Here is a 19,389-nt window from a genome sequence, read left to right as displayed (position 1 = left end):
TCGTCGTCACAAACTCGCATGCCCACCGGATGAGCCGTGCCCGTCGGCGCCACGGGTCGTCGCGGCCAGCCCGGCCTCATCGAACGACGTCACCTCGACCAGCTCGGGAAGCTCCACCCGCTGCACCAGCAGCTGGGCGATCCGGTCTCCGCGCTGGATCTGGATCGGCGTCGCCGGGTCAAGGTTGATCAACGCCACCTTGACCTCACCACGATAGCCCGCGTCGATCGTTCCGGGACTGTTGACGATCGAAAGACCCACCCGCGCAGCCAAACCCGAGCGCGGGTGCACCAATCCGACCATGCCGAACGGGATAGCCACCGCAATCCCGGTAGGCACCAGGGCACGTTGCCCCGGGCCCAGCTCGACGTCGACCGCGCTGTAGAGGTCCACGCCGGCGTCGCCGGCGTGAGCACGATTCGGCAACGGCAGATCCGGATCCAGGCGAACAACCGCGAGACTGGGTGACACGAGGCGCAAGACTACTCTTAGCCGGATGTCGGGATCGCGCCTGAACCACCGCGCATCGCAAACCGTGCGGTACAGCGAACAACTGTGGGTGCCGTGGTGGTGGTGGCCACTGGGGCTGGTGGGCAACGGGCTCATGGCATACGAAGTCCGGCTCGGCCTGCGCAATCTGCCCGGCTGGGTCCCGTTCGCCGCGTTCTTCGGGATCACTGTGGCCGCCCTGCTGTGGCTGGGACGCATCCGGGTCCGCGTCACCGAGAGCGGCGGCGAGACGCAGCTGTGGGTGGGCGAAGCGCATCTGCCCGCCAGCGCGATCGCACGCGCCGCCGAAGTGCCGCGTACGGCCAAATCAGCGGCACTCGGACGCCAGCTCGATCCGGCGGCGTATGTCGTGCATCGGGGCTGGGTAGGGCCCATGGTGTTGGTCGTCCTCGACGATCCCGACGACCCGACACCGTATTGGCTGGTCAGCTGCCGGCATCCGCAGCGGGTGCTGGCGGCCCTGGAGAACTGAGCAGGACTGAAACGGGACGGGCTGGGTCAGGCCGCGCAATCGGTGCAGATCATCACGCCGTTCTTCTCGCTGGCCAGGCGACTGCGGTGCTGAACCAGAAAGCAGCTCGAACAGGTGAACTCGTCGGCCTGCTTGGGCACGACACGCACCGACAACTCTTCGCCGGACAGGTCCGCGCCCGGCAGCTCGAAAGATTCGGCGGATTCGGATTCGTCGACGTCGACCACGGCGGACTGCGCCTCGTTGCGCCGCGCCTTGAGTTCCTCCAATGAATCCTCGGAAACATCATCGGTCTCGGTGCGCCGCGGGGCGTCGTAATCGGTAGCCATGGTCTTCTCCCCTCAGTCCCCTCGTAACCCTGCGCGAGCTTTGTACCAGCGTCGAACGCATCCACCAAATGATTCGTGCCCGGATCGCGCCCAGATCAACTGTGATTTACGTCACATTCCGTTGCTGACCACGGTCATCGCCCACGTACGCGCCCTCTAGAGTGCGTACGTGGTCGCGCAAATCACTTCCGGCACCGAGTTCGACAAGCATGGTCGGCCGTTTCGGCGGCGCAACAACCGACCGGCCGCCTACGCGCTGGCCGGTCTGGCGCTGCTGACCGCGCTTACGTGGGCGGTGGCGCTCACTCGGCCGACCGATGTGCACGAGGTCGCGGTGTGCAACGCCCCGCCCGCACCCACCGAGCCGGACCAGCCGCGGCTGGGCACCCAGGTGCCGCGCGCCGCGATGATCAGCACCACCCCGGCCAAACTCGCCGACATCAAAGCCCGCGTCCTCAACGCCAGCGGCCGCGCCGGACAGGCAGCCGACATCGCCGACGCGCTGCGCGACGACGGTTTCGCCCAGCCGACCGCGGCCAACGACCCGATCTACGCCAACGACCGGCTGGACTGCCAGGGCCAGATCCGCTTCGGCCCGGCCGGCCAGGCCGCGGCCGCGGCCCTGTGGCTGGTGGCGCCGTGCACCGAACTGTTCCGCGACGACCGCGGCGACGACTCGGTGGACCTGGCGGTCGGAAGCGACTTCGTCAGCCTGGCCCACAGCGACGACATCGAAGCCGCACTGGCCGGCCTGCGGCCGGACGCCACCGGACTGCCCGACCCGGCGTTGCTGACCAAGATCCATTCCGGCACCTGCTGACCACCGATCCGCCCAGGAGATCCGATGACCGGCACTGACCCCGACCCCTCCCCGCCCGCGGACCGCCCGCTAGCCGATGGCGGCGACCCGCCGCACGCGGCTTCGCCACGATTGCGATCGCCGCTAGCCGGCGCGCGACGGCAACGACGTGGCTTCGGCGTCGACGTCGGCGGCAGCGGGATCAAGGGCGGCGTCGTCGATCTCGACACCGGCGAGCTGATCGGTGAGCGATTCAAGCTGCCCACCCCGAACCCCGCGACACCGGCCTTGGTCGCTCAGACCGTCGCGGCGGTGGTCCGGGACTTCGGCTGGACCGGCCCGCTGGGTGTCACCTATCCCGGCGTGGTGGTCGACGGCATCGTGCAGACCGCCGCCAACGTGGACAAGTCCTGGATCGGGGTGGACGCGAAGGCGGCGATCGAGGCCCAACTCGACGGCCAGCCCGTGGTCATCCTCAACGACGCCGACGCCGCCGGGCTCGCCGAAGAGCGCTTCGGGGCCGGCAAGAACAACACCGGCGTGGTCGTGCTGCTCACCTTCGGGACCGGGATCGGCTCGGCGGTGATCCACAACGGAAAGCTGCTGCCCAACACCGAACTCGGGCACATCGAGGTAGGCGGCAAGGAGGCCGAGCACCGGGCCGCCGCATCGGTCAAGGAGCGCAAGAACTGGACCATGGAGAAGTGGGCCAAGCAGGTGACCATGGTGCTGGAGGCGGTCGAGAACGCCCTGTGCCCGGACCTGATCATCGTCGGCGGCGGTATCAGCCGTAAAGCCGATAGGTGGGTCCCGCTGCTGGACAACCGGACTCCGGTGGTCGCCGCGACCCTGCAGAACAGCGCCGGGATCGTCGGGGCCGCGATGGCGTCCGCCGCCGACGTGACCCGCTGAATTCCGCCCGCTGGACGATTGCCGCGGGCCGCTGTCGTTACAATGGTCGACGGCGGCCGCCTAACCGATAGCGGCGACTATCCCAGTTGATCACCCAACTGAAATAGAGCCGACATTCGACATACCCGACACTTTCGGTCGCGCACGATGCTGCGACCCGGAAGTCAGTCCGACCGAAGGGGTGGACGTGGCAGCGAGCAAGGCACAGCCGGCGACTGAGGAGCCCAAGAAGCGCAGCGCCACCAAGGCACCTGCCAAGGCCGCCGCCAAAGCCACCAAGGCCCCCGCCAAGACCGCCGCCCCTGCAGCCGCCAAGCGGACCCCGGCCAAGGCCACCAAGGCGGCTGCGCCCGCCAAGAGGGCCACCAAGTCGACAGCGCGCACCGCAACCAAGGCCGCCGCCGGACCCGACGCCGGCGATGCCAAGCCCAAGACACGGTCGACCCGGGGCCCGGCGAAGAAGGCCGCCGCCAAAGCCACCAAGGCCGGCGCCAAAGACGCCGACCTCGTGACCGACGACGTCGTCGACACCGATATCGAGCTGGACGGCGAACCCGGCGAGGACGACATCGTGGGTGCCGACGCCGACCTGAGCCTGGACGAACTGGACGACGACGAACCCGAGTCGGCCGCGGAGGGCGACGAGGCCGCCTCGACCCCGGCCGCGGCGGCCGAGGAAGCCGGCGAGGACGACGAGATCGCTGAACCCAGCGAGAAGGACAAGGCCTCCGGTGACTTCGTCTGGGACGAAGAGGAGTCCGAAGCGCTCCGGCAGGCCCGCAAGGACGCCGAGCTCACCGCCTCTGCCGACTCGGTCCGCGCCTACCTCAAGCAGATCGGCAAGGTCGCGCTGCTCAACGCCGAAGAGGAGGTGGAGCTGGCCAAGCGGATCGAGGCCGGCCTGTTCGCCACCCAGAAGATGGCCGAGCACGCCGAGAAGGGCGAGAAGCTGGCCGTCGCCTACCGACGTGACATGGCGTGGATCTGCCGGGACGGCGACCGCGCCAAGAACCACCTGCTGGAGGCCAACCTGCGACTGGTGGTGTCGCTGGCCAAGCGGTACACCGGCCGCGGGATGGCGTTCCTGGACCTGATCCAGGAGGGCAACCTGGGCCTGATCCGCGCGGTGGAGAAGTTCGACTACACCAAGGGCTACAAGTTCTCCACCTACGCCACCTGGTGGATCCGCCAAGCCATCACCCGCGCCATGGCCGACCAGGCCCGCACCATCCGCATCCCGGTCCACATGGTCGAGGTGATCAACAAGCTCGGCCGCATCCAGCGTGAGCTGCTGCAGGACCTGGGCCGCGAACCCACCCCCGAGGAACTGGCCCGGGAGATGGACATCACCCCGGAGAAGGTGCTGGAGATCCAGCAGTACGCCCGGGAGCCGATCTCGCTGGACCAGACCATCGGCGACGAGGGCGACTCCCAGCTCGGCGACTTCATCGAAGACAGCGAAGCCGTGGTCGCCGTCGACGCGGTCTCTTTCACCCTGCTGCAGGATCAGCTTCAGTCGGTCCTCGAGACGCTCTCGGAGCGCGAAGCCGGTGTGGTGCGGCTGCGGTTCGGGCTCACCGACGGCCAGCCCCGCACTCTCGACGAGATCGGCCAGGTCTACGGCGTGACCCGGGAACGTATCCGCCAGATCGAGTCGAAGACGATGTCGAAGCTGCGGCACCCCAGCCGATCTCAGGTCCTGCGCGACTACCTCGACTAGTGACACGACCATGGCCAGGACTCCCCCGTCGGCACTGATCAGCGGCCTCAACGCATTTCGAGGCGGCCTGCAGCGGCTGCGGCAGGCGACCGTCCCGGCCTCCGTCGCTGTCATAGAGCTGGGGTTCGGTGGCTGGCTGACCCAGGCCATGTCCGCCGCGGTGCGGCTGGGGATCACCGATGCGCTCGCCGACGGCCCGCTGACGGCCGCGGAGGTGGCCCGCCGCGTGCACACCGACCCCAGTGCCACCTACCGGCTGATGCGCGCACTGGCCAGCAACTCGGTGCTCAAACTGCGCCGCGACGGCCGATTCGCCCTGACCCGCATCGGGCGGGCTCTGGTCTCGGACGATCCGGCCGGTGTGGCGCCGATGATCACGTTCATCGGCCACCCGGCGCACCGTGAACACTGGTCGAACCTGGAACACTCCGTGCGGACCGGCGAGACCGCTGTGGACAAGATTCGCGGGATGCCGTTTTTCGAGTACCTGGACACCGACCCCGAACTGGCGCAGGTATTCAACGACGCGATGACCGGGGCGTCTGCCGTGGCGATCGAAAGCGCTGTTCCCGCATATGATTTCAGCTCCAGCAAGCTGATCGTGGACGTGGGCGGCGGCCACGGCGCGCTGCTGGCCGCGGTGTTGCGTCAGGCACCCGACGCCCGTGGCGTGCTGTTCGACCTGCCGCAGGTGGTGACCGGCGCCGGGCCGGCGATCGCAGAGGTGGCGTCACGCTGCGACATCCAGGGCGGGTCGTTCTTCGAGTCGGTCCCCGCCGGCGACACATATCTGCTCAAGACCGTGATCCACGACTGGGACGACGAACGGGCGTGCGCGATTCTGCGCAATGTCCGCAACGCCATCACCCCCGGGGGCAAGCTGCTGCTGTTCGAGATGGTGCTGCCCGAGGGCGCTCCCGCCCACCTGGGACTGCTGCTCGACCTGGAGATGCTGGTGGCCGGAGGCGGTAAGGAGCGCACCCGGCGCGAGTACGCCGAGCTGCTGTCCCAGGCGGGATTCGAGTTGCAGCGCGTGGTGCCCACGACAAGCCCGCTGGCGATCGTCGAGGCCCGTCCGATCTGAGACGCCGATGCCCGCAGCGCGCGTAGGATCGCCGAGCATGCCGAGCGATGACGCGTCGAACCAGACTTTCGCCGCGCTGCTGAAGCGGGCGGTGGCCCACGGGCATCGGGTGCCGCCCGAGGCCGACCTCAATCCCGCGGTGCTCGACGCCATCAACGCCGTCGCCGCCGCCTGGCCACGGGTGCCCGCGGTATTGATCAACAGGGCTCAAACCACGTTCGCCCGTAGCGAACTCACCCGGGCGGCCGCGGCCAAGCCCACCACCCCCATCAACGTCAATCCGCAGGCCCGAACCCGCCGTCCGGGCCGGGCCGATACTCCCTGACCCCGATCACCGCGTCGACGGGCAACGGCCCGTACAGGTGCGGGAACAGCATCGCCTCCGGATCGCCCGGCACGCCCGGCTCCCAGCGCACCGGTGCGGCCACCTTTGCCGGGTCCACCTGCAGCAACACCAGATCCGTGCGACCCCGGTAGAGCCGATTCGCGGGCAGGTGCACCTGCTGCGGCGTCGACAGGTGCACAAACCCCACGCTGTCCAACGACTCCGGGCGCAGTGCCCCGCCCACCTGTGCGGCCACCCAGTCGCGGGTGCCGCACAGGTGCACGAGGATGTCGGAGGGTTCGGCCGGCGTCATGGCATCCGATCCTGCCGCAGCCCCGCGCCGGGGTGAGACACGACACAGCCGAAGCGGGGAACAACGCCGAACGCGCCAGCGTCTGACACACTTGACGACAACCGCGAGAACGGAGGAGCCCATGAACGCGACTCTGACCAGTCCCGAACTCACTCGGGCTGATCGATGCGACCGGTGCGGTGCCGCCGCCCGGGTACGCGCCACGCTGCCCTCCGGAGCCGAACTGCTGTTCTGCCAACACCACGCCAATGAGCACGAGGCCAAGCTGATCGAGCTGGCTGCCGTGATACAGACCGCCCCGGTCGAGGCGTAGCCAATCCCAGGGCGAATCCCAGACGCGCAAGCCGCACGCAACACGCCCGTCACCGGGGAGTGTGCAGGCGCACCACTCGTCAGGAATGCTGGGCTGGTCATGACTGACCAGATCCCCACACCTTCCCGTCACCACCTGTTGCGCATCGCGCGCCGCACCTTGGTGAAGAGCTGGGACGACTCGATCTTCGCCGAGTCGGCGCAGGCCGGCTTCTGGTCGGCGCTGTCGCTGCCACCGCTGCTGCTGGGCATGCTGGGCAGCCTGTCCTACGTGGCGCCGCTGTTCGGACCGAACACGTTGCCCACCATTCAGGACCGGCTGATCGGCATGGCCAGCAGCTTCTTCTCCAAGAACGTGGTGGTGGAGATCATCGAGCCCACCGTGCGCGACATCGTGGCCAACGCGCGCGGCGAGGTGGTCTCCCTGGGCTTCGTGATTTCGCTGTGGGCCGGTTCCTCGGCGATCTCGGCGTTCGTCGACTCGGTGGTCGAGGCACACGACCAGACACCGCTGCGCCACCCGGTGCGGCAACGGTTCTTCGCCCTGGGCCTGTACGTGGCGATGCTGGTGATCGCCGTTGCCGCGGCTCCGTTCCTGGCGCTGGGCCCGCACGCAGTGGCCGAGCACCTGCCGGAGCGGTGGACCGACCTGTTGCGGTTCGGCTACTACCCGGCGCTGGTGTTGGGCCTGCTGCTGACGGTCACCGTGCTCTACCGAGTGTCGCTGCCCAAGCCGCTGCCCTCGCATCGGCTGGTGCTCGGCGCGGTGCTGGCCACCACGGTGTTCGTCGTGGCCACCATGGGGCTGCGGATCTACCTGCGCTACATCACCAGCACCGGCTACACCTACGGCGCGCTGGCGACGCCGATCGCCTTCCTGCTGTTCGCGTTCCTGCTCGGCTTCGCCATCATGCTGGGCGCGGAGTTGAACGCCGCGGTTCAGGAGGAGTGGCCGGCGCAGGCCACCCATCTGCACCAACTGCGCACCTGGGTGCTGTCACGGACCAACCTCAACGGCCGTGGCACCGATTCGGCCGACGACCCGGTCAGGCCTTCTTGAGAGTGGCGTAGATCCGCTTGCAGTCCGGGCAGACCGGTGAGCCCGGCTTGGCCGACTTGGTCACCGGGAACACCTCACCGCACAGCGCCACCACGTGCGTGCCCATCACCGCGCTCTCGGCGATCTTGTCCTTCTTGACGTAGTGGAAGTATTTCGGGGTGTCGCCGCCGGTCCCGTCGTCGACGCGTTCGTCGGCATCGGTGCGCTCGAGGGTGTCGGTCTGTATGCCCATGTGCCCATTCTGCCCAGAACTGGAGATGATCCAAAACCCCTCGTGCCGGAACACCGGTCGTGTGGGACAGTGGAGTGATGAAGCACGGCCCCGAGCTGGGTTTCGACGACGACGGTCGGCCGGTCCTGATCACCGCGGCCGCCCCGTCCTATGAGCAGCAGCACCGCGAACGGGTGCGCAAGTATCTGACGCTGATGGCGTTCCGGGTCCCCGCGCTGATCCTGGCCGCCATCGCCTACGGGATGTGGCACAACGGCCTGATCTCGCTGCTGATCCTGCTGGCGTCGATACCGCTGCCGTGGATGGCGGTGCTGATCGCCAACGATCGGCCGCCCCGCAGCGCCGAGGAACCTCGCCGGTATGACGCGGCACCCACCCGCACGCCGCTGTTCCCCACCGGGACCCGCCCTGCCCTGGAGCGGCCCCTCGATCGGCCAAGGCCCCCGGAATAGGATCGGCCAAGGCCCCCGGAATAGGGCGACAACGGTGCCGGCCGGGCGGCGCACGGTACCGGTTCTTAGCACATTCTCAAAGTCATCGGCGTATTCCCGCACGTCAAGTGGTGTGGAAATGCGATCGGCCGGGAACTCTGCACTCGTGTCAGTCGTTGACACGAGTGACAGCGCAAGCCGATCAACGGGAGGCCGCAATGGCAAAGGCAGATGCCACCACCAGTCGTATCGACGGCGACCTGGACGCGCAGAGCCCGGCCGCAGATCTGGTGCGGGTGTACCTCAACGGTATCGGCAAGACCGCATTGCTCAATGCCGCTGACGAGGTGGAACTGGCCAAGCGCATCGAGGCCGGCCTGTACGCACAGCACCTGCTCGACACCCGCAAGCGCTTCGGCGAGAAGCGCAAGCGCGAGTTGGCCACGGTGGTCCGCGACGGCGAGGCAGCCCGCCGGCACCTGCTGGAGGCCAACCTGCGCCTGGTGGTCTCACTGGCCAAGCGCTACACCGGTCGGGGCATGCCGCTGCTGGACCTGATCCAGGAGGGCAACCTCGGGTTGATCCGCGCGATGGAGAAGTTCGACTACGCAAAGGGATTCAAGTTCTCCACCTATGCCACCTGGTGGATCCGCCAGGCCATCACCCGGGGCATGGCCGACCAGAGTCGCACCATCCGACTGCCGGTGCACCTGGTCGAGCAGGTCAACAAGCTGGCGCGGATCAAGCGCGAGATGCACCAGCAGCTCGGCCGCGAGGCCACCGACGAGGAGCTCGCGGCCGAATCCGGCATTCCGGCGGAGAAGATCAACGACCTGCTGGAGCACAGCCGCGACCCGGTCAGCCTGGACATGCCGGTCGGCTCGGACGAGGAGGCTCCGCTGGGTGACTTCATCGAGGACTCCGAGGCGATGTCCGCGGAGAACGCGGTGATCTCCGAGCTGCTGCACACCGATATCCGCAGCGTCCTGGCCACGCTCGACGAACGCGAGCATCAGGTGATCCGGCTGCGGTTCGGCCTCGACGACGGGCAGCCCCGCACGCTGGACCAGATCGGCAAGCTGTTCGGCCTGTCCCGCGAGCGAGTCCGCCAGATCGAGCGTGAGGTGATGGCCAAGCTGCGCCACGGCGAGCGCGCCGACCGGCTGCGCTCGTACGCCAGCTGACGCCGGCTCGAGCCAGGTTCCGGCGGGCTGGCGCGCACCGCGGTGGCCCGCCGGACATGCATTCTCGGTTGCGCGCGGCGCGTCGCTGGCTAACCGTGCGCCGCGCTGCCAAAGTAGACTCGTCGGCGACGGAAGGTGCCGAATGAATGAGTTGGTTGATACCACCGAGATGTACCTCAGGACGATCTACGACCTTGAGGAAGAAGGTGTCACCCCGCTGCGCGCACGGATAGCCGAGCGACTGGAACAAAGCGGGCCGACGGTCAGCCAGACGGTGTCCCGCATGGAACGCGATGGCCTGTTGAAGGTGGCCGGTGACCGCCACCTCGAACTCACCGAGAAGGGCCGCGCGCTGGCGGTCGCGGTGATGCGTAAGCATCGGCTGGCCGAGCGCCTGCTTGTCGACATCATCGGGCTGCCGCTCGAGGAGGTCCACGCCGAGGCCTGCCGGTGGGAGCACGTGATGAGCGAGGATGTCGAGCGTCGCCTGGTCAAGGTGCTCGACAACCCGACCACATCGCCGTTCGGCAACCCGATCCCCGGTCTGCTGGACATCGGCTTCGGCGCGGGCTCCGGCTCCGGAGAGTCCGATCTGGTGCGGCTGACCGAATTGCCGGCCGGCTCGCCGGTGGCGGTGGTGGTGCGCCAGCTCACCGAACACGTGCAGGGCGACATCGACCTGATCACCCGGCTGAAGGAGGCCGGCGTGGTTCCCAACGCTCGGGTGACCGTCGAGGCCGAGGGCGACGACGGCGTGACCATCGTGATGCCCGGCCACACCGACGTGAGCCTGCCCTATGAGATGGCGCACGCCGTCAAAGTCCAAAAGGTCTGAGCGGCACCACTTCACCCCGCCCGCTGACCGAAGGTCTGCCGCTGCGGCAGCTGCACACCGAGCTGGTGCGCCAGCCGATAGCCGGTATCAGCCAAGCCGCGGATGCGCTCCGGCCTCAGACCCGACTGCAACGCCGTATCAAGCAGGCCCGCCATCCGGTGCTCCGGCGCACAGCGCAAGGCAGCCTCCAATGACACCCCGGCCAGCGGCCCGTCCCCACGCGCATAGGCGCTGAACGCCAACAGCACCAGTGCCTCCGCCCGCCACGGCTCGGGCAGGGCGCGTGCCAGGGCCGACCACAGCATCTCCGCATCGGAGGCGTGTTCGCCGATCGCCAACGCGCACAAGGTGTCCCGGACAAGCACGTCGGTGAGCGGACAGCCCAGCCGCGCCAGCTCCGCCTCGGCCGGTTCCCGGCCGGCCGCCAGTGCGACGACGGCGGCCAGCACCTGTTCGACGTCGCGGCGGGCCCGATCCCGCGGATCGCTCTCCCCCGCTGCGGCCCGATCCGCCGCACAGTCGTCGATCAGGGCGGCCACCGCGGCACTGCGCGCGGCGTCGTCGGGAGTGATCACCGCCTGCAGGTCCGCACGGCGGGCATAAAGACGCCTGCCCTCCAGCACCGCGGCGGCCGCCAACGGCGAGGACCCCGGGTCGTCGACCCGGCCACCGGCGCCGCAGCCGTCGACGCAGTGCCACCGCCCGCCGTGTGCCACCCGGTCCACCACATGCGTGCTCAACAGCAGAATGTCGTGGCGCGACAACTCCTCGGTCAGGGCGGCGATCAGCCGGCGATGCTCGTCATTGCAGACCGGACAGCGCGCCCCCTGAGCGTCGACGATCACGGCGATCGCCGCCGCAGGAGCCCCAGCCGCGGCGATGTCCGCGAGGTGGCCGACGGTGTCGACGAGTTCGTCGGACAGATCGACTCGCAGCACCGAGCCCAGTTCACCCCCGTCCACCGAAACCAGGACCAGGGATTTCTCCGGCACGAAGCCGAGGATGGCCGGCAGCGCGGCGATCAGCGCTCCGGGCCGGTTCAGTGTGAATTCCGGTTGCTTCGTCGTCATGGCAGCAACGTTGACGACCGCCACCGTCATCGGGGACCCGCCCGGTCGGCGTGAGCCACAACTTTGTGGATGAACCGGCAACTGTGAGCCGATCGTGTTCGAGATGCACGAAGCGACCAATGGGGCGCAATCGTCTGTGTCATGGAATTGTCTGTGTCATGGATTCGAAACGGGAGTACGACGTCATCGTGATCGGTTCAGGTCCGGGGGGACAGAAGGCCGCCATCGCGTCAGCCAAGCTCGGCAAGTCGGTTGCGTTGGTAGAACGCGGCCGGATGATCGGCGGGGTCTGCGTCAACACCGGCACCATTCCATCCAAGACGCTGCGTGAAGCGGTGCTGTATCTCACCGGGATGAATCAGCGGGACCTCTATGGCGCCAGCTACCGGGTCAAGGACAAGATCACACCGGCGGATCTGCTGGCCCGCACCCAGCATGTGATCGGCCGGGAAACCGAGGTGGTGCGCAACCAGTTGATGCGCAACCGCGTCGACCTGCTGGTCGGCCACGGCCGATTCGTCGACCCGCACACGATCGTCGTCGAGGGACCGGGCGGAGCCGAAACAACCACTGTCACCGGCGATTACATCGTGATCGCGACCGGGACCCAGCCGGTCCGGCCATCCGGGGTCACGTTCGACGAGGAGCGGGTGCTGGACTCCGACGGAATCCTCGACCTGAAGTTCATCCCGGCGTCGATGGTGGTGGTCGGCGCCGGTGTGATCGGGATCGAGTACGCGTCGATGTTCGCGGCCCTGGGAACCCGGGTGACGGTGGTTGAGAAGCGGGAGTCGATGCTGGAGTTCTGCGATCCGGAGGTGGTCGAAGCCCTGCGATTCCACCTGCGCGATCTGGCGGTGACTTTCCGGTTCGGTGAAGAGGTGACCGCTGTCGATGTCAGTCCCAACGGCACCGTCACCACCTTGGCCAGCGGCAAGCAGATTCCCGCCGAGACGGTGATGTACTCGGCCGGGCGACAGGGCCACACCGACCACCTCGATCTGGCCAACGCCGGCCTGGCGAGCGACAACCGTGGCCGGATCATCGTCGACCAGCAGTTCAAGACGAGCGTGGGCCACATCTACGCCGTCGGTGACGTGATCGGCTTCCCCGCGCTGGCCGCGACATCGATGGAGCAGGGCAGGCTGGCCGCCTATCACGCATTCGGCGAACCGACCGACGGGATCACCGACCTGCAACCGATCGGGATCTACTCGATCCCGGAGGTCTCCTACGTCGGGGCGACCGAACTGGAACTGACCCGCGACGCGATCCCCTATGAGGTGGGGGTGGCCCGGTACCGGGAACTGGCCCGCGGCCAGATCGCCGGCGACTCCTACGGAATGCTCAAGCTGCTGGTGTCGACAACCGATCTGAAACTGCTCGGCGTGCACATCTTCGGCACCAACGCAACCGAGATGGTGCATATCGGCCAAGCGGTCATGGGGTGTGGCGGCACGGTGGAATACCTGGTGGACGCGGTCTTCAACTACCCGACGTTCTCCGAGGCGTACAAGAACGCGGCGCTGGACGTGATGAACAAGATGCGGGCCCTGCAGCAGTTCCGCGGCTGAGACGCCTACCGGGGATTTCATCGCTGAGCGAACGTCACACCCCTGGGGAATGCGGCCGGCGCTCACGTGCGTTCGTAACACATACGCGCACCGTTTTCCGGTGCGGTCGACATGGGGGAAACTAGACGGTGCGATCCACAGCAGATTCGCACGATGAGGAGGCGAACGCGATGGCCGACTATCCGGACACTCCCGAACGGGACCGGCATTACCAGGCCGAGCAGGGCGGCATGTACGAGCTGGAGGTTCCGGCGCCGCAGCTGACGTCGGCGGACGGCGCGGGCCCGGTGCTGATCCACGCGCTGGAGGGCTTCTCCGATGCCGGCCATGCGATCCGGTTGGCGGCCGGGCACCTCAAGTCCTCCCTCGACAGTGAGCTGGTGGCGTCGTTTGCCATCGACGACCTGCTCGACTACCGGTCCCGGCGGCCGGTGATGACGTTCAAGTCCGACCACTTCACCAACTACCAGGAGCCCGAGCTCAGCCTGTACGCGTTGCGCGACAGCGCGGGGACTCCGTTTCTGCTGCTGGCCGGCATGGAGCCGGACCTGAAGTGGGAGCGGTTCATCAATGCGGTACGGCTGTTGGCCGAGCGGCTCGGGGTGCGCCGGACCATCGGGTTGGGCACCATCCCGATGGCGGTACCGCACACCCGGCCGGTGACGCTGACCGCGCACTCCAACAACCGTGAGTTGATCAGCGAATTCACCCCGTGGATCACCGAGGTTCAGGTCCCGGGCAGCGCCTCCAACCTGCTGGAGTACCGGATGGCTCAGCACGGTCACGAGGTGGTCGGCTTCACCGTGCACGTGCCGCACTACGTGGCCCAAACCGACTACCCGGAGGCCGCCGAAGCCCTGCTCAAGCAGGCCGCCCAGACCGGCGCCCTGGAGCTGCCGCTGGCCGAGCTCCGCGACGCGGCGGCCGTCATCCGCGCCAAGATCGACGAACAGGTCGAGGCGAGCGCCGAAGTGGCGCAGGTGGTGACGGCCCTGGAACACCAGTACGACGCGTTCATCGCCGCCCAGAAGAACCGCTCGCTGCTGACCCGCGACGAGGAGCTGCCCAGCGCCGACGAGCTCGGCGCCGAGTTCGAACGCTTCCTGGCGCAGGAGGCGAAGAAGAATCTCGACGGCGACGACTGACGGGTCGCCGAGGCCTACCCAGTTCGCCGAAGCGTGGCGGTCAGGTGGTTCTGCGCCGGCTGACCGACCGCGCCCATGTCCAGCGTGTAGGACAACTCGTCACCGTCGAGGCGATAGTGCCGGCTCAGGACGGCCACTTCTTTGGCCGTCGGCGTCAGCCCGATCGTCGGCGCGGACATCTCGAGTTCCACACCGTTGGCGGTCAGCGTGTAGCTGCCGACCTCGATCTCGCTGATGCCGCTCGGATGTGCCAGCACCCATTCGATCCGGCCGGGTTGCGGTACCCGCAGATACCCGGTCTCGGCGTGCAGGGGCAGGCCGTCGGCTGCCGACTTGGTCTTCTGGCCGTACACCAGGAACGGTTTGCCGACGTGTGAGAACACCACCTCTTCGAGGTAGTCGAACGGCGCGATCGTGGGGTAAACCCCGGAGCCCCGGCCGGACCAGGTGCCCAACAGCGGTGCCAGCTCCGCAAGATTCGGATGCAGCTCGGGTGCCATGCAGTGAGCGTAGCGGCGACCGCAAGCGCGGCGGAGCCAGGCGAAGCGGGTCGCCGCCATCAGCCCAGCGGGGTGCGGTCAAGCAGACCTTAACCGGTACTGGGCACCTCGCGGTGCTCGCGCAGCGCCTCGATCTCCCGCTCGAAGTCAGCCGCCGACGAGAAGGACCGGTAGACCGAGGCGAATCGGAGATAGGCCACTTCATCGAGCTCGCGCAGTGGACCCAGAATCGCCAGGCCCACCTCGTGACTGGGGATCTCCGGCGAACCCGCGGCCCGCACCGCGTCTTCCACTTGCTGGGCCAGCAGATTCAGCGCGTCGTCGTCGACCTGGCGGCCTTGGCAGGCCCGGCGTACCCCGCTGATGACCTTCTCGCGGCTGAACGGCTCGGTGACGCCGCTGCGTTTTACCACCGCCAGCACCGCGGTCTCCACGGTGGAGAAGCGGCGGCCGCATTCCGGACAGGACCGGCGGCGCCGGATGGCCTGGCCCTCATCGGTTTCGCGGGAATCCACCACCCGGGAGTCTGGATGGCGACAAAACGGGCAGTGCATTGCCGCTCCTTCGCCGTGCCGGGAGCCCGGTTCCTCAGAAGGCTGAGGCACCTCGGACCACTGGGACAACTGCGAGCGTACCTGCGCAGGTCCCCGGAAGTGGGCCACCCCAGGCGCCAGCGGCGAGCGAACCGACACCGAACGTCAGCCGAGCGGCGCGATCAGCGTCTGGCCGGCATCCAGGGCCACCGACTCCAAACTGTTGAGCTCGCGAATGCGTTCGACGACCTGGCCGGTCGGCGCGTCGGGTGCGACCCGGGCCGCCAGGCGCTGCAGGCTCTCGCCACTCTGGACGCGCACCACACCGAGCTGCTCCGGCACCGCGGTTCCTCCGCCTGCGGCCGCCGCGCCGAACTGGGCGATCAGGCCGAGCCACACGGTGATCGCCGCGGCGATCAGTGCCAGCGCGACGGTGGTCGCCGGGGTGATGGCCTTGACCGGCTGCGGCCGGTGCGGAGTGCGTGACATCAGCACCCCGGCACCGCGGTGCCGCAGTGGTGCGCCACCGGGCCGGGACCGGGCCAGACGCACCGGACGGGTCTGCACCGGGTACGCGCGACCGGACGTTCCGGGGCCGCGATGCACCCTGACCCGCTCGGGACGGGCGGATTCGAAGCTCGGGGTGACGGTGTCGATGAGCATCATGGCGGTTCTCCCTCACTCGGCGTCGGCGACCCTGTTCGCTCGACTGTTCGAATACTAATCGATTGTATGTTCGATGTCCGAACATGTGATCGATTCGTTGTCGAAAACATTAGCGAAGGGGTCCGACAAGTTCGAACGCCCGCGCGACACGCCTCGAACACATGTTTGATAAATCACCGGCATGCGACTAGATTCGCTCCTATGAGCGACAGCAGCAGTAATACGGCGGCGTCAGCGTCTGGTTCACCGCTGACCGCCCGGCAGCGCACCATCCTGAACGTCATCCGCGCCTCGGTGAACGAGCGGGGTTACCCGCCGAGCATCCGCGAGATCGGCGACGCGGTCGGGCTGACCTCGACTTCTTCGGTCGCACACCAGCTTCGCACGCTGGAACGCAAGGGCTATCTGCGCCGTGACCCCAACCGCCCCCGCGCCGTCGACGTCCGCGGCCCGGAGGAGTCAGCCCCCGCCGAAGCCGCACAGCGAACCGACTTCGCCGGCTCGGATGCGCTCCCCGAGCCCACCTTCGTGCCGGTCCTCGGCCGGATCGCGGCCGGCGGGCCGATCCTGGCCGAGGAAGCCGTCGAGGATGTGTTCCCGCTCCCCCGCGAATTGGTGGGCGAAGGAGAACTGTTCCTGCTCAAGGTGGTCGGCGAGTCAATGGTCGACGCCGCGATCTGCGACGGCGACTGGGTGGTGGTGCGCCAGCAGAACGTCGCCGACAACGGCGACATCGTGGCTGCCATGATCGACGGCGAAGCCACCGTCAAGACCTTCAAACGCACCGGCGGTCAGGTGTGGCTGATGCCGCACAACCCCGTGTTCGACCCCATCCCGGGCAACGACGCGGTGGTGCTGGGCAAGGTCGTCACCGTCATCCGGAAGATCTGACGATGTTCGCGCCGTGCCCACCTTTCGATGAGGAGTCGGCGCGACGCAAGGTCCAGGCCGCCGAGGACGCCTGGAACACCCGGGATCCCGCGCGCGTGGCGCTGGCCTACACCGAGGACTCGGTGTGGCGTAACCGCGACGAGTTCATCACCGGACGTCCGGCGATCGAGACATTCCTGCGGCGCAAGTGGGCCGCTGAACGCGACTATGCGCTGCGCAAAGAGCTCTGGTGCTACCAGGAAAACCGAATCGCGGTGCGCTATCAGTACGAATGCTGCGACGCGGACGGCCAGTGGTGGCGCAGCTACGGCAACGAGCTGTGGGAGTTCGCCGCGGACGGCCGGATGAGCCGCCGCGAGTCCAGCATCAACGACATCCCCATCACCGCAGAGCAGCGACGCATCTTCGGGCCCCGCCCGTCCAGGGAGAGAAGCGTGCCGCTGCCGCTGCGGTGATCAGCCAGCCCTGGTGAAGCCGTTGAGGCGCGCCGCCTCCTCGGTGGCGAACCAGATCTCGGCGAGGGTGTCGTCATACAGCGCATTCTGCGGGGTGTAGTAGAGCCCCGAGCCGATGTTCGCCTTGATCGGATAGCCCGCCGGCTGCTGGTAGGGGTCATCCAGCGGCAAGTGCATCACCGGATGCGCCGATTCGTCGGCGCCGAACGTGCGCGGTTCCGCGCCGAACATGCGGGGCTCCGGGGCGGAACCGAACGGCCGCGTCTCCGTGACGCCGGCGCCGAAGGTGCGGGGTTCGGCCCCGGCGATTCCGTGGCCCACCGAATGCCGGCCGGTACCGAAATCCTCCTCGGTCACCACCCGGGTCGGCGCGGTGTCGGCCTCGTCCTCGTCATCGACGTCAGCCTCGGCCTCGCCGTAGTGCAACCACGGCGCGTCCGGGATCGACGAGGTGGACAGTTCCGGCTCCGGCGCGTAGGACGACGAGCCATAGCGACTCGGCAGCCGGACCGTGCCCTCGTGCTCGCGGGGGTCCCCGCGGTGGTCATGGTGGGCCCACTGCTCGTCATCGTCGTCGTAGTCGTCGGTGACCGGGGCGGGCATCGCGATCGGCGCGCGGGGCGGCGCCGGAACCGGACGACGCCGCTGCCACCACATCGCCGCACCGGCGAGCGCCCCCAGCACCGCGAGCACCGCGACCGGGATCAGCACCCACATCCAATTCCAGTGCGTCTCCCTACCGGCGCCGCTGGAGGTGGCCGTGCTGCCGTCCGGCAGGTTCATCCCGGGGATCTGGAGGCCCGACAGCGCCTGCGCCAGGTCAGCGGGTTCGGTGCTGAAGGTGTTGGTGGCCTGGTTCCAGGCGATCAGCCCGCCGGTGAACTTCTGCGACACCACGTCGCCGTCGACGGTCTGGTCACCCACCGGGGCGCCCAGCTTTCCGGACGCTCCGTCGAGCTTGTCCCAGGCGGCCTTCATCGCGCTGCGCACCACGAAGGCGCCGTTGTCGGGGCTGAAGAAGATCACCGGCTCGTCCTCGGCAGCGAACGAATTGAACTTGCTGCCGGAGACGGCGCCGTCGGCCGTACTGGTGATCGGGAAGCCCAGGTCACTGCCGGCAGGCCCGCCCAGCGATTCGTACTTGGCCAAGACCTCACCCTCGAGCGCGTTGGCCCCCGTGACCGGACTGAAGTAGATCTTGCCGCGGGCGAAATCCTGGCCCACGCCGTTCTCGCCGACCTGGTATTCGTCACCCTGCTTGGCCCCGAGTGCACCGGACGGACCACCGGCACTGCGCCAGACCTGGTCGATGGCCGCGGTCGGGTCGACCTGGGCCTGCACGTCGGCGAGCTGGGCCGCCAGTTCGGGCGGCACGGTGGTGAACGTCTTGGTCGCGCTGTCGAAGGACAGCGCGCCGGCGCTGAACTTCTGCGTGACGACGGCGCCGTCGTAGTGCTCGTCCTCGACCGGCACGCCGAGCGCACCAGTGGAGCTGCCCAGCTTGTCCCAGCCGGCGTTGATCGGCCCGCGCACCACGTGAGCGCCGTGCTCAGACGTCCAGTAGATCAGCGGGTTGTCGGCACCGGAAAAGGTGGCGAGCCGGCTGTCCGGGACCAGCCCGGCCACCTCATCGCTGTTGGGGAACCCGAGACCACCGCTCGCCGCACCGCCCAGCGACTCGTACTTGTCCAGGATCGCGCCGTAGAGCGCCTTGGCTCCGGTCTCCGGGGTGAAGTAGATCGTGCCGCCGTTGAAGTCCTGAGCGAACCCGGGGCCGGCGGGGTGCACGTCGCCCTTGGGAGCGCCCAGTGGCGACCCGTCACCGCCGGCCGCCTGCCATGCCGCCGTGATGGCGTCATGGGCGTCGCTGTCCGGCGACGCCGTCGCGGTCTGCACCGACAACAGCACGGTGACCGTCGCCGCGAGGCCGAGCGCCATGCGCACCGCCGTCTTGCCGAAACGATCTTTCCGATTAGCCACCGGCCCTCCCAGGCATCATTATCGACGCAAATATTCCCGGCATAGACTTTCCCGCAA

24 protein-coding genes are annotated in these 19,389 nt (G+C 68.1%); 15 read left to right on the top strand and 9 right to left on the bottom strand.

Annotated features, from left to right (window positions below; genetic code table 11):
• Positions 1-6: 6 nt before the first annotated feature.
• Positions 7-471, bottom strand: a complete 465-nt coding sequence (gene dut / locus AWC16_RS04880) for a dUTP diphosphatase (protein ID WP_085263661.1) — start codon at positions 469-471, stop codon at positions 7-9.
• Between the two features lie 25 nt (positions 472-496).
• Between dut and AWC16_RS04875 the strand changes: the two genes are divergently transcribed.
• Positions 497-982, top strand: a complete 486-nt coding sequence (locus AWC16_RS04875) for a DUF3093 domain-containing protein (RefSeq protein ID WP_085263660.1) — start codon at positions 497-499, stop codon at positions 980-982.
• Between the two features lie 26 nt (positions 983-1,008).
• Here AWC16_RS04875 and AWC16_RS04870 read toward each other — a convergent pair whose 3' ends face one another.
• Positions 1,009-1,311, bottom strand: coding sequence for a DUF4193 domain-containing protein (locus tag AWC16_RS04870; RefSeq protein WP_013829371.1), 303 nt, complete (start codon positions 1,309-1,311; stop codon positions 1,009-1,011).
• 169 nt (positions 1,312-1,480) lie between these two features.
• On the opposite strand from AWC16_RS04870, the gene cei reads away from it, so the two are divergent.
• The 5 genes from cei (at position 1,481) to AWC16_RS04845 (ending at position 6,151) form a co-directional block, all read left to right on the top strand.
• On the top strand, positions 1,481-2,131 hold the full coding sequence (gene cei / locus AWC16_RS04865; protein ID WP_085263659.1) for an envelope integrity protein Cei: 651 nt from the start codon (positions 1,481-1,483) through the stop codon (positions 2,129-2,131).
• A gap of 24 nt (positions 2,132-2,155) precedes the next feature.
• Complete coding sequence (ppgK, locus tag AWC16_RS04860) at positions 2,156-3,022, top strand: polyphosphate--glucose phosphotransferase (protein ID WP_085263658.1); 867 nt, start codon at positions 2,156-2,158, stop codon at positions 3,020-3,022.
• 187 nt (positions 3,023-3,209) lie between these two features.
• A complete protein-coding gene (locus tag AWC16_RS04855; protein WP_085263880.1) occupies positions 3,210-4,742 on the top strand; it encodes an RNA polymerase sigma factor in 1,533 nt (510 codons plus the stop codon).
• 10 nt (positions 4,743-4,752) lie between these two features.
• On the top strand, positions 4,753-5,826 hold the full coding sequence (locus tag AWC16_RS04850; protein WP_085263657.1) for a methyltransferase: 1,074 nt from the start codon (positions 4,753-4,755) through the stop codon (positions 5,824-5,826).
• Positions 5,827-5,863: 37 nt separating this feature from the next.
• Positions 5,864-6,151 carry a hypothetical protein gene (locus AWC16_RS04845; protein WP_085263656.1) on the top strand — a complete coding sequence of 96 codons (288 nt, stop codon included), beginning with the start codon at positions 5,864-5,866 and terminating at the stop codon, positions 6,149-6,151.
• Here the strand turns inward: AWC16_RS04845 and AWC16_RS04840 are convergent.
• Positions 6,102-6,464 carry a DUF952 domain-containing protein gene (locus tag AWC16_RS04840; RefSeq protein ID WP_085263655.1) on the bottom strand — a complete coding sequence of 121 codons (363 nt, stop codon included), beginning with the start codon at positions 6,462-6,464 and terminating at the stop codon, positions 6,102-6,104. The two genes, AWC16_RS04845 and AWC16_RS04840, sit on opposite strands and share 50 nt — an antisense overlap.
• 121 nt (positions 6,465-6,585) lie before the next feature.
• Between AWC16_RS04840 and AWC16_RS04835 the strand changes: the two genes are divergently transcribed.
• Both AWC16_RS04835 and AWC16_RS04830 read left to right on the top strand, forming a co-directional pair.
• Positions 6,586-6,777, top strand: a complete 192-nt coding sequence (locus tag AWC16_RS04835; RefSeq protein WP_085263654.1) for a DUF7455 domain-containing protein — start codon at positions 6,586-6,588, stop codon at positions 6,775-6,777.
• Positions 6,778-6,876: 99 nt separating this feature from the next.
• Positions 6,877-7,836 (top strand): YihY/virulence factor BrkB family protein, encoded by a 960-nt coding sequence (locus AWC16_RS04830; RefSeq protein ID WP_085263653.1) that lies wholly within the window; start codon positions 6,877-6,879, stop codon positions 7,834-7,836.
• Here the strand turns inward: AWC16_RS04830 and AWC16_RS04825 are convergent.
• Complete coding sequence (locus AWC16_RS04825; RefSeq protein ID WP_085263879.1) at positions 7,823-8,062, bottom strand: DUF3039 domain-containing protein; 240 nt, start codon at positions 8,060-8,062, stop codon at positions 7,823-7,825. The two genes, AWC16_RS04830 and AWC16_RS04825, sit on opposite strands and share 14 nt — an antisense overlap.
• Positions 8,063-8,127: 65 nt before the next feature.
• Here AWC16_RS04825 and AWC16_RS04820 point away from each other — a divergent pair, with 65 nt between their 5' ends.
• From AWC16_RS04820 to AWC16_RS04810, 3 genes are all read left to right on the top strand, one after another.
• Entirely contained in the window at positions 8,128-8,520 is a 393-nt protein-coding gene (locus AWC16_RS04820; RefSeq protein ID WP_085263652.1) for a DUF3099 domain-containing protein, read from the top strand.
• 197 nt (positions 8,521-8,717) lie between these two features.
• Positions 8,718-9,683 (top strand): sigma-70 family RNA polymerase sigma factor, encoded by a 966-nt coding sequence (locus AWC16_RS04815; RefSeq protein ID WP_085263651.1) that lies wholly within the window; start codon positions 8,718-8,720, stop codon positions 9,681-9,683.
• Positions 9,684-9,825: 142 nt separating this feature from the next.
• Positions 9,826-10,518 carry an iron-dependent transcriptional repressor DtxR gene (locus tag AWC16_RS04810; protein WP_085263650.1) on the top strand — a complete coding sequence of 231 codons (693 nt, stop codon included), beginning with the start codon at positions 9,826-9,828 and terminating at the stop codon, positions 10,516-10,518.
• Positions 10,519-10,529: 11 nt separating this feature from the next.
• Here the strand turns inward: AWC16_RS04810 and AWC16_RS04805 are convergent, their stop codons facing one another.
• Positions 10,530-11,588, bottom strand: a complete 1,059-nt coding sequence (locus AWC16_RS04805) for a DUF4192 domain-containing protein (protein ID WP_085263878.1) — start codon at positions 11,586-11,588, stop codon at positions 10,530-10,532.
• 158 nt (positions 11,589-11,746) lie between these two features.
• Here AWC16_RS04805 and sthA point away from each other — a divergent pair, with 158 nt between their 5' ends.
• Both sthA and AWC16_RS04795 read left to right on the top strand, forming a co-directional pair.
• Positions 11,747-13,162 carry a Si-specific NAD(P)(+) transhydrogenase gene (gene sthA / locus AWC16_RS04800; protein ID WP_085263649.1) on the top strand — a complete coding sequence of 472 codons (1,416 nt, stop codon included), beginning with the start codon at positions 11,747-11,749 and terminating at the stop codon, positions 13,160-13,162.
• A gap of 170 nt (positions 13,163-13,332) precedes the next feature.
• The gene (locus AWC16_RS04795) at positions 13,333-14,307 is read left to right on the top strand and encodes a proteasome assembly chaperone family protein (protein ID WP_085263877.1); all 975 of its coding nucleotides are present in this window, start codon (positions 13,333-13,335) and stop codon (positions 14,305-14,307) included.
• Positions 14,308-14,321: 14 nt separating this feature from the next.
• On the opposite strand, the gene AWC16_RS04790 is transcribed toward AWC16_RS04795, so the two are convergent.
• The 3 genes from AWC16_RS04790 to AWC16_RS04780 all read right to left on the bottom strand — a co-directional run bounded on the left by AWC16_RS04790 (position 14,322) and on the right by AWC16_RS04780 (position 16,006).
• On the bottom strand, positions 14,322-14,807 hold the full coding sequence (locus AWC16_RS04790) for a peroxynitrite isomerase (protein WP_085263648.1): 486 nt from the start codon (positions 14,805-14,807) through the stop codon (positions 14,322-14,324).
• Positions 14,808-14,896: 89 nt separating this feature from the next.
• Positions 14,897-15,361 (bottom strand): transcriptional regulator NrdR, encoded by a 465-nt coding sequence (gene nrdR, locus AWC16_RS04785; protein WP_085263647.1) that lies wholly within the window; start codon positions 15,359-15,361, stop codon positions 14,897-14,899.
• A gap of 144 nt (positions 15,362-15,505) precedes the next feature.
• A complete protein-coding gene (locus AWC16_RS04780; RefSeq protein ID WP_085263646.1) occupies positions 15,506-16,006 on the bottom strand; it encodes a LysM peptidoglycan-binding domain-containing protein in 501 nt (166 codons plus the stop codon).
• Positions 16,007-16,207: 201 nt separating this feature from the next.
• Here AWC16_RS04780 and lexA point away from each other — a divergent pair, with 201 nt between their 5' ends.
• Positions 16,208-16,897: a transcriptional repressor LexA gene (gene lexA, locus AWC16_RS04775; RefSeq protein WP_085263645.1), complete on the top strand. Its 690-nt coding sequence runs from the start codon at positions 16,208-16,210 to the stop codon at positions 16,895-16,897.
• Positions 16,898-16,899: 2 nt separating this feature from the next.
• On the top strand, positions 16,900-17,352 hold the full coding sequence (locus AWC16_RS04770; RefSeq protein WP_085263644.1) for a nuclear transport factor 2 family protein: 453 nt from the start codon (positions 16,900-16,902) through the stop codon (positions 17,350-17,352).
• Here AWC16_RS04770 and AWC16_RS04765 read toward each other — a convergent pair whose 3' ends face one another.
• On the bottom strand, positions 17,353-19,290 hold the full coding sequence (locus AWC16_RS04765; RefSeq protein WP_085263643.1) for an LGFP repeat-containing protein: 1,938 nt from the start codon (positions 19,288-19,290) through the stop codon (positions 17,353-17,355).
• Positions 19,291-19,389: the final 99 nt, after the last annotated feature.

The organism is Mycolicibacter longobardus (assembly GCF_002102265.1).
GTDB lineage: Bacteria > Actinomycetota > Actinomycetes > Mycobacteriales > Mycobacteriaceae > Mycobacterium > Mycobacterium longobardum.
Note: the sequence above shows the minus strand (reverse complement) of the source record. Positions and strands in the feature narration are given on the sequence as shown.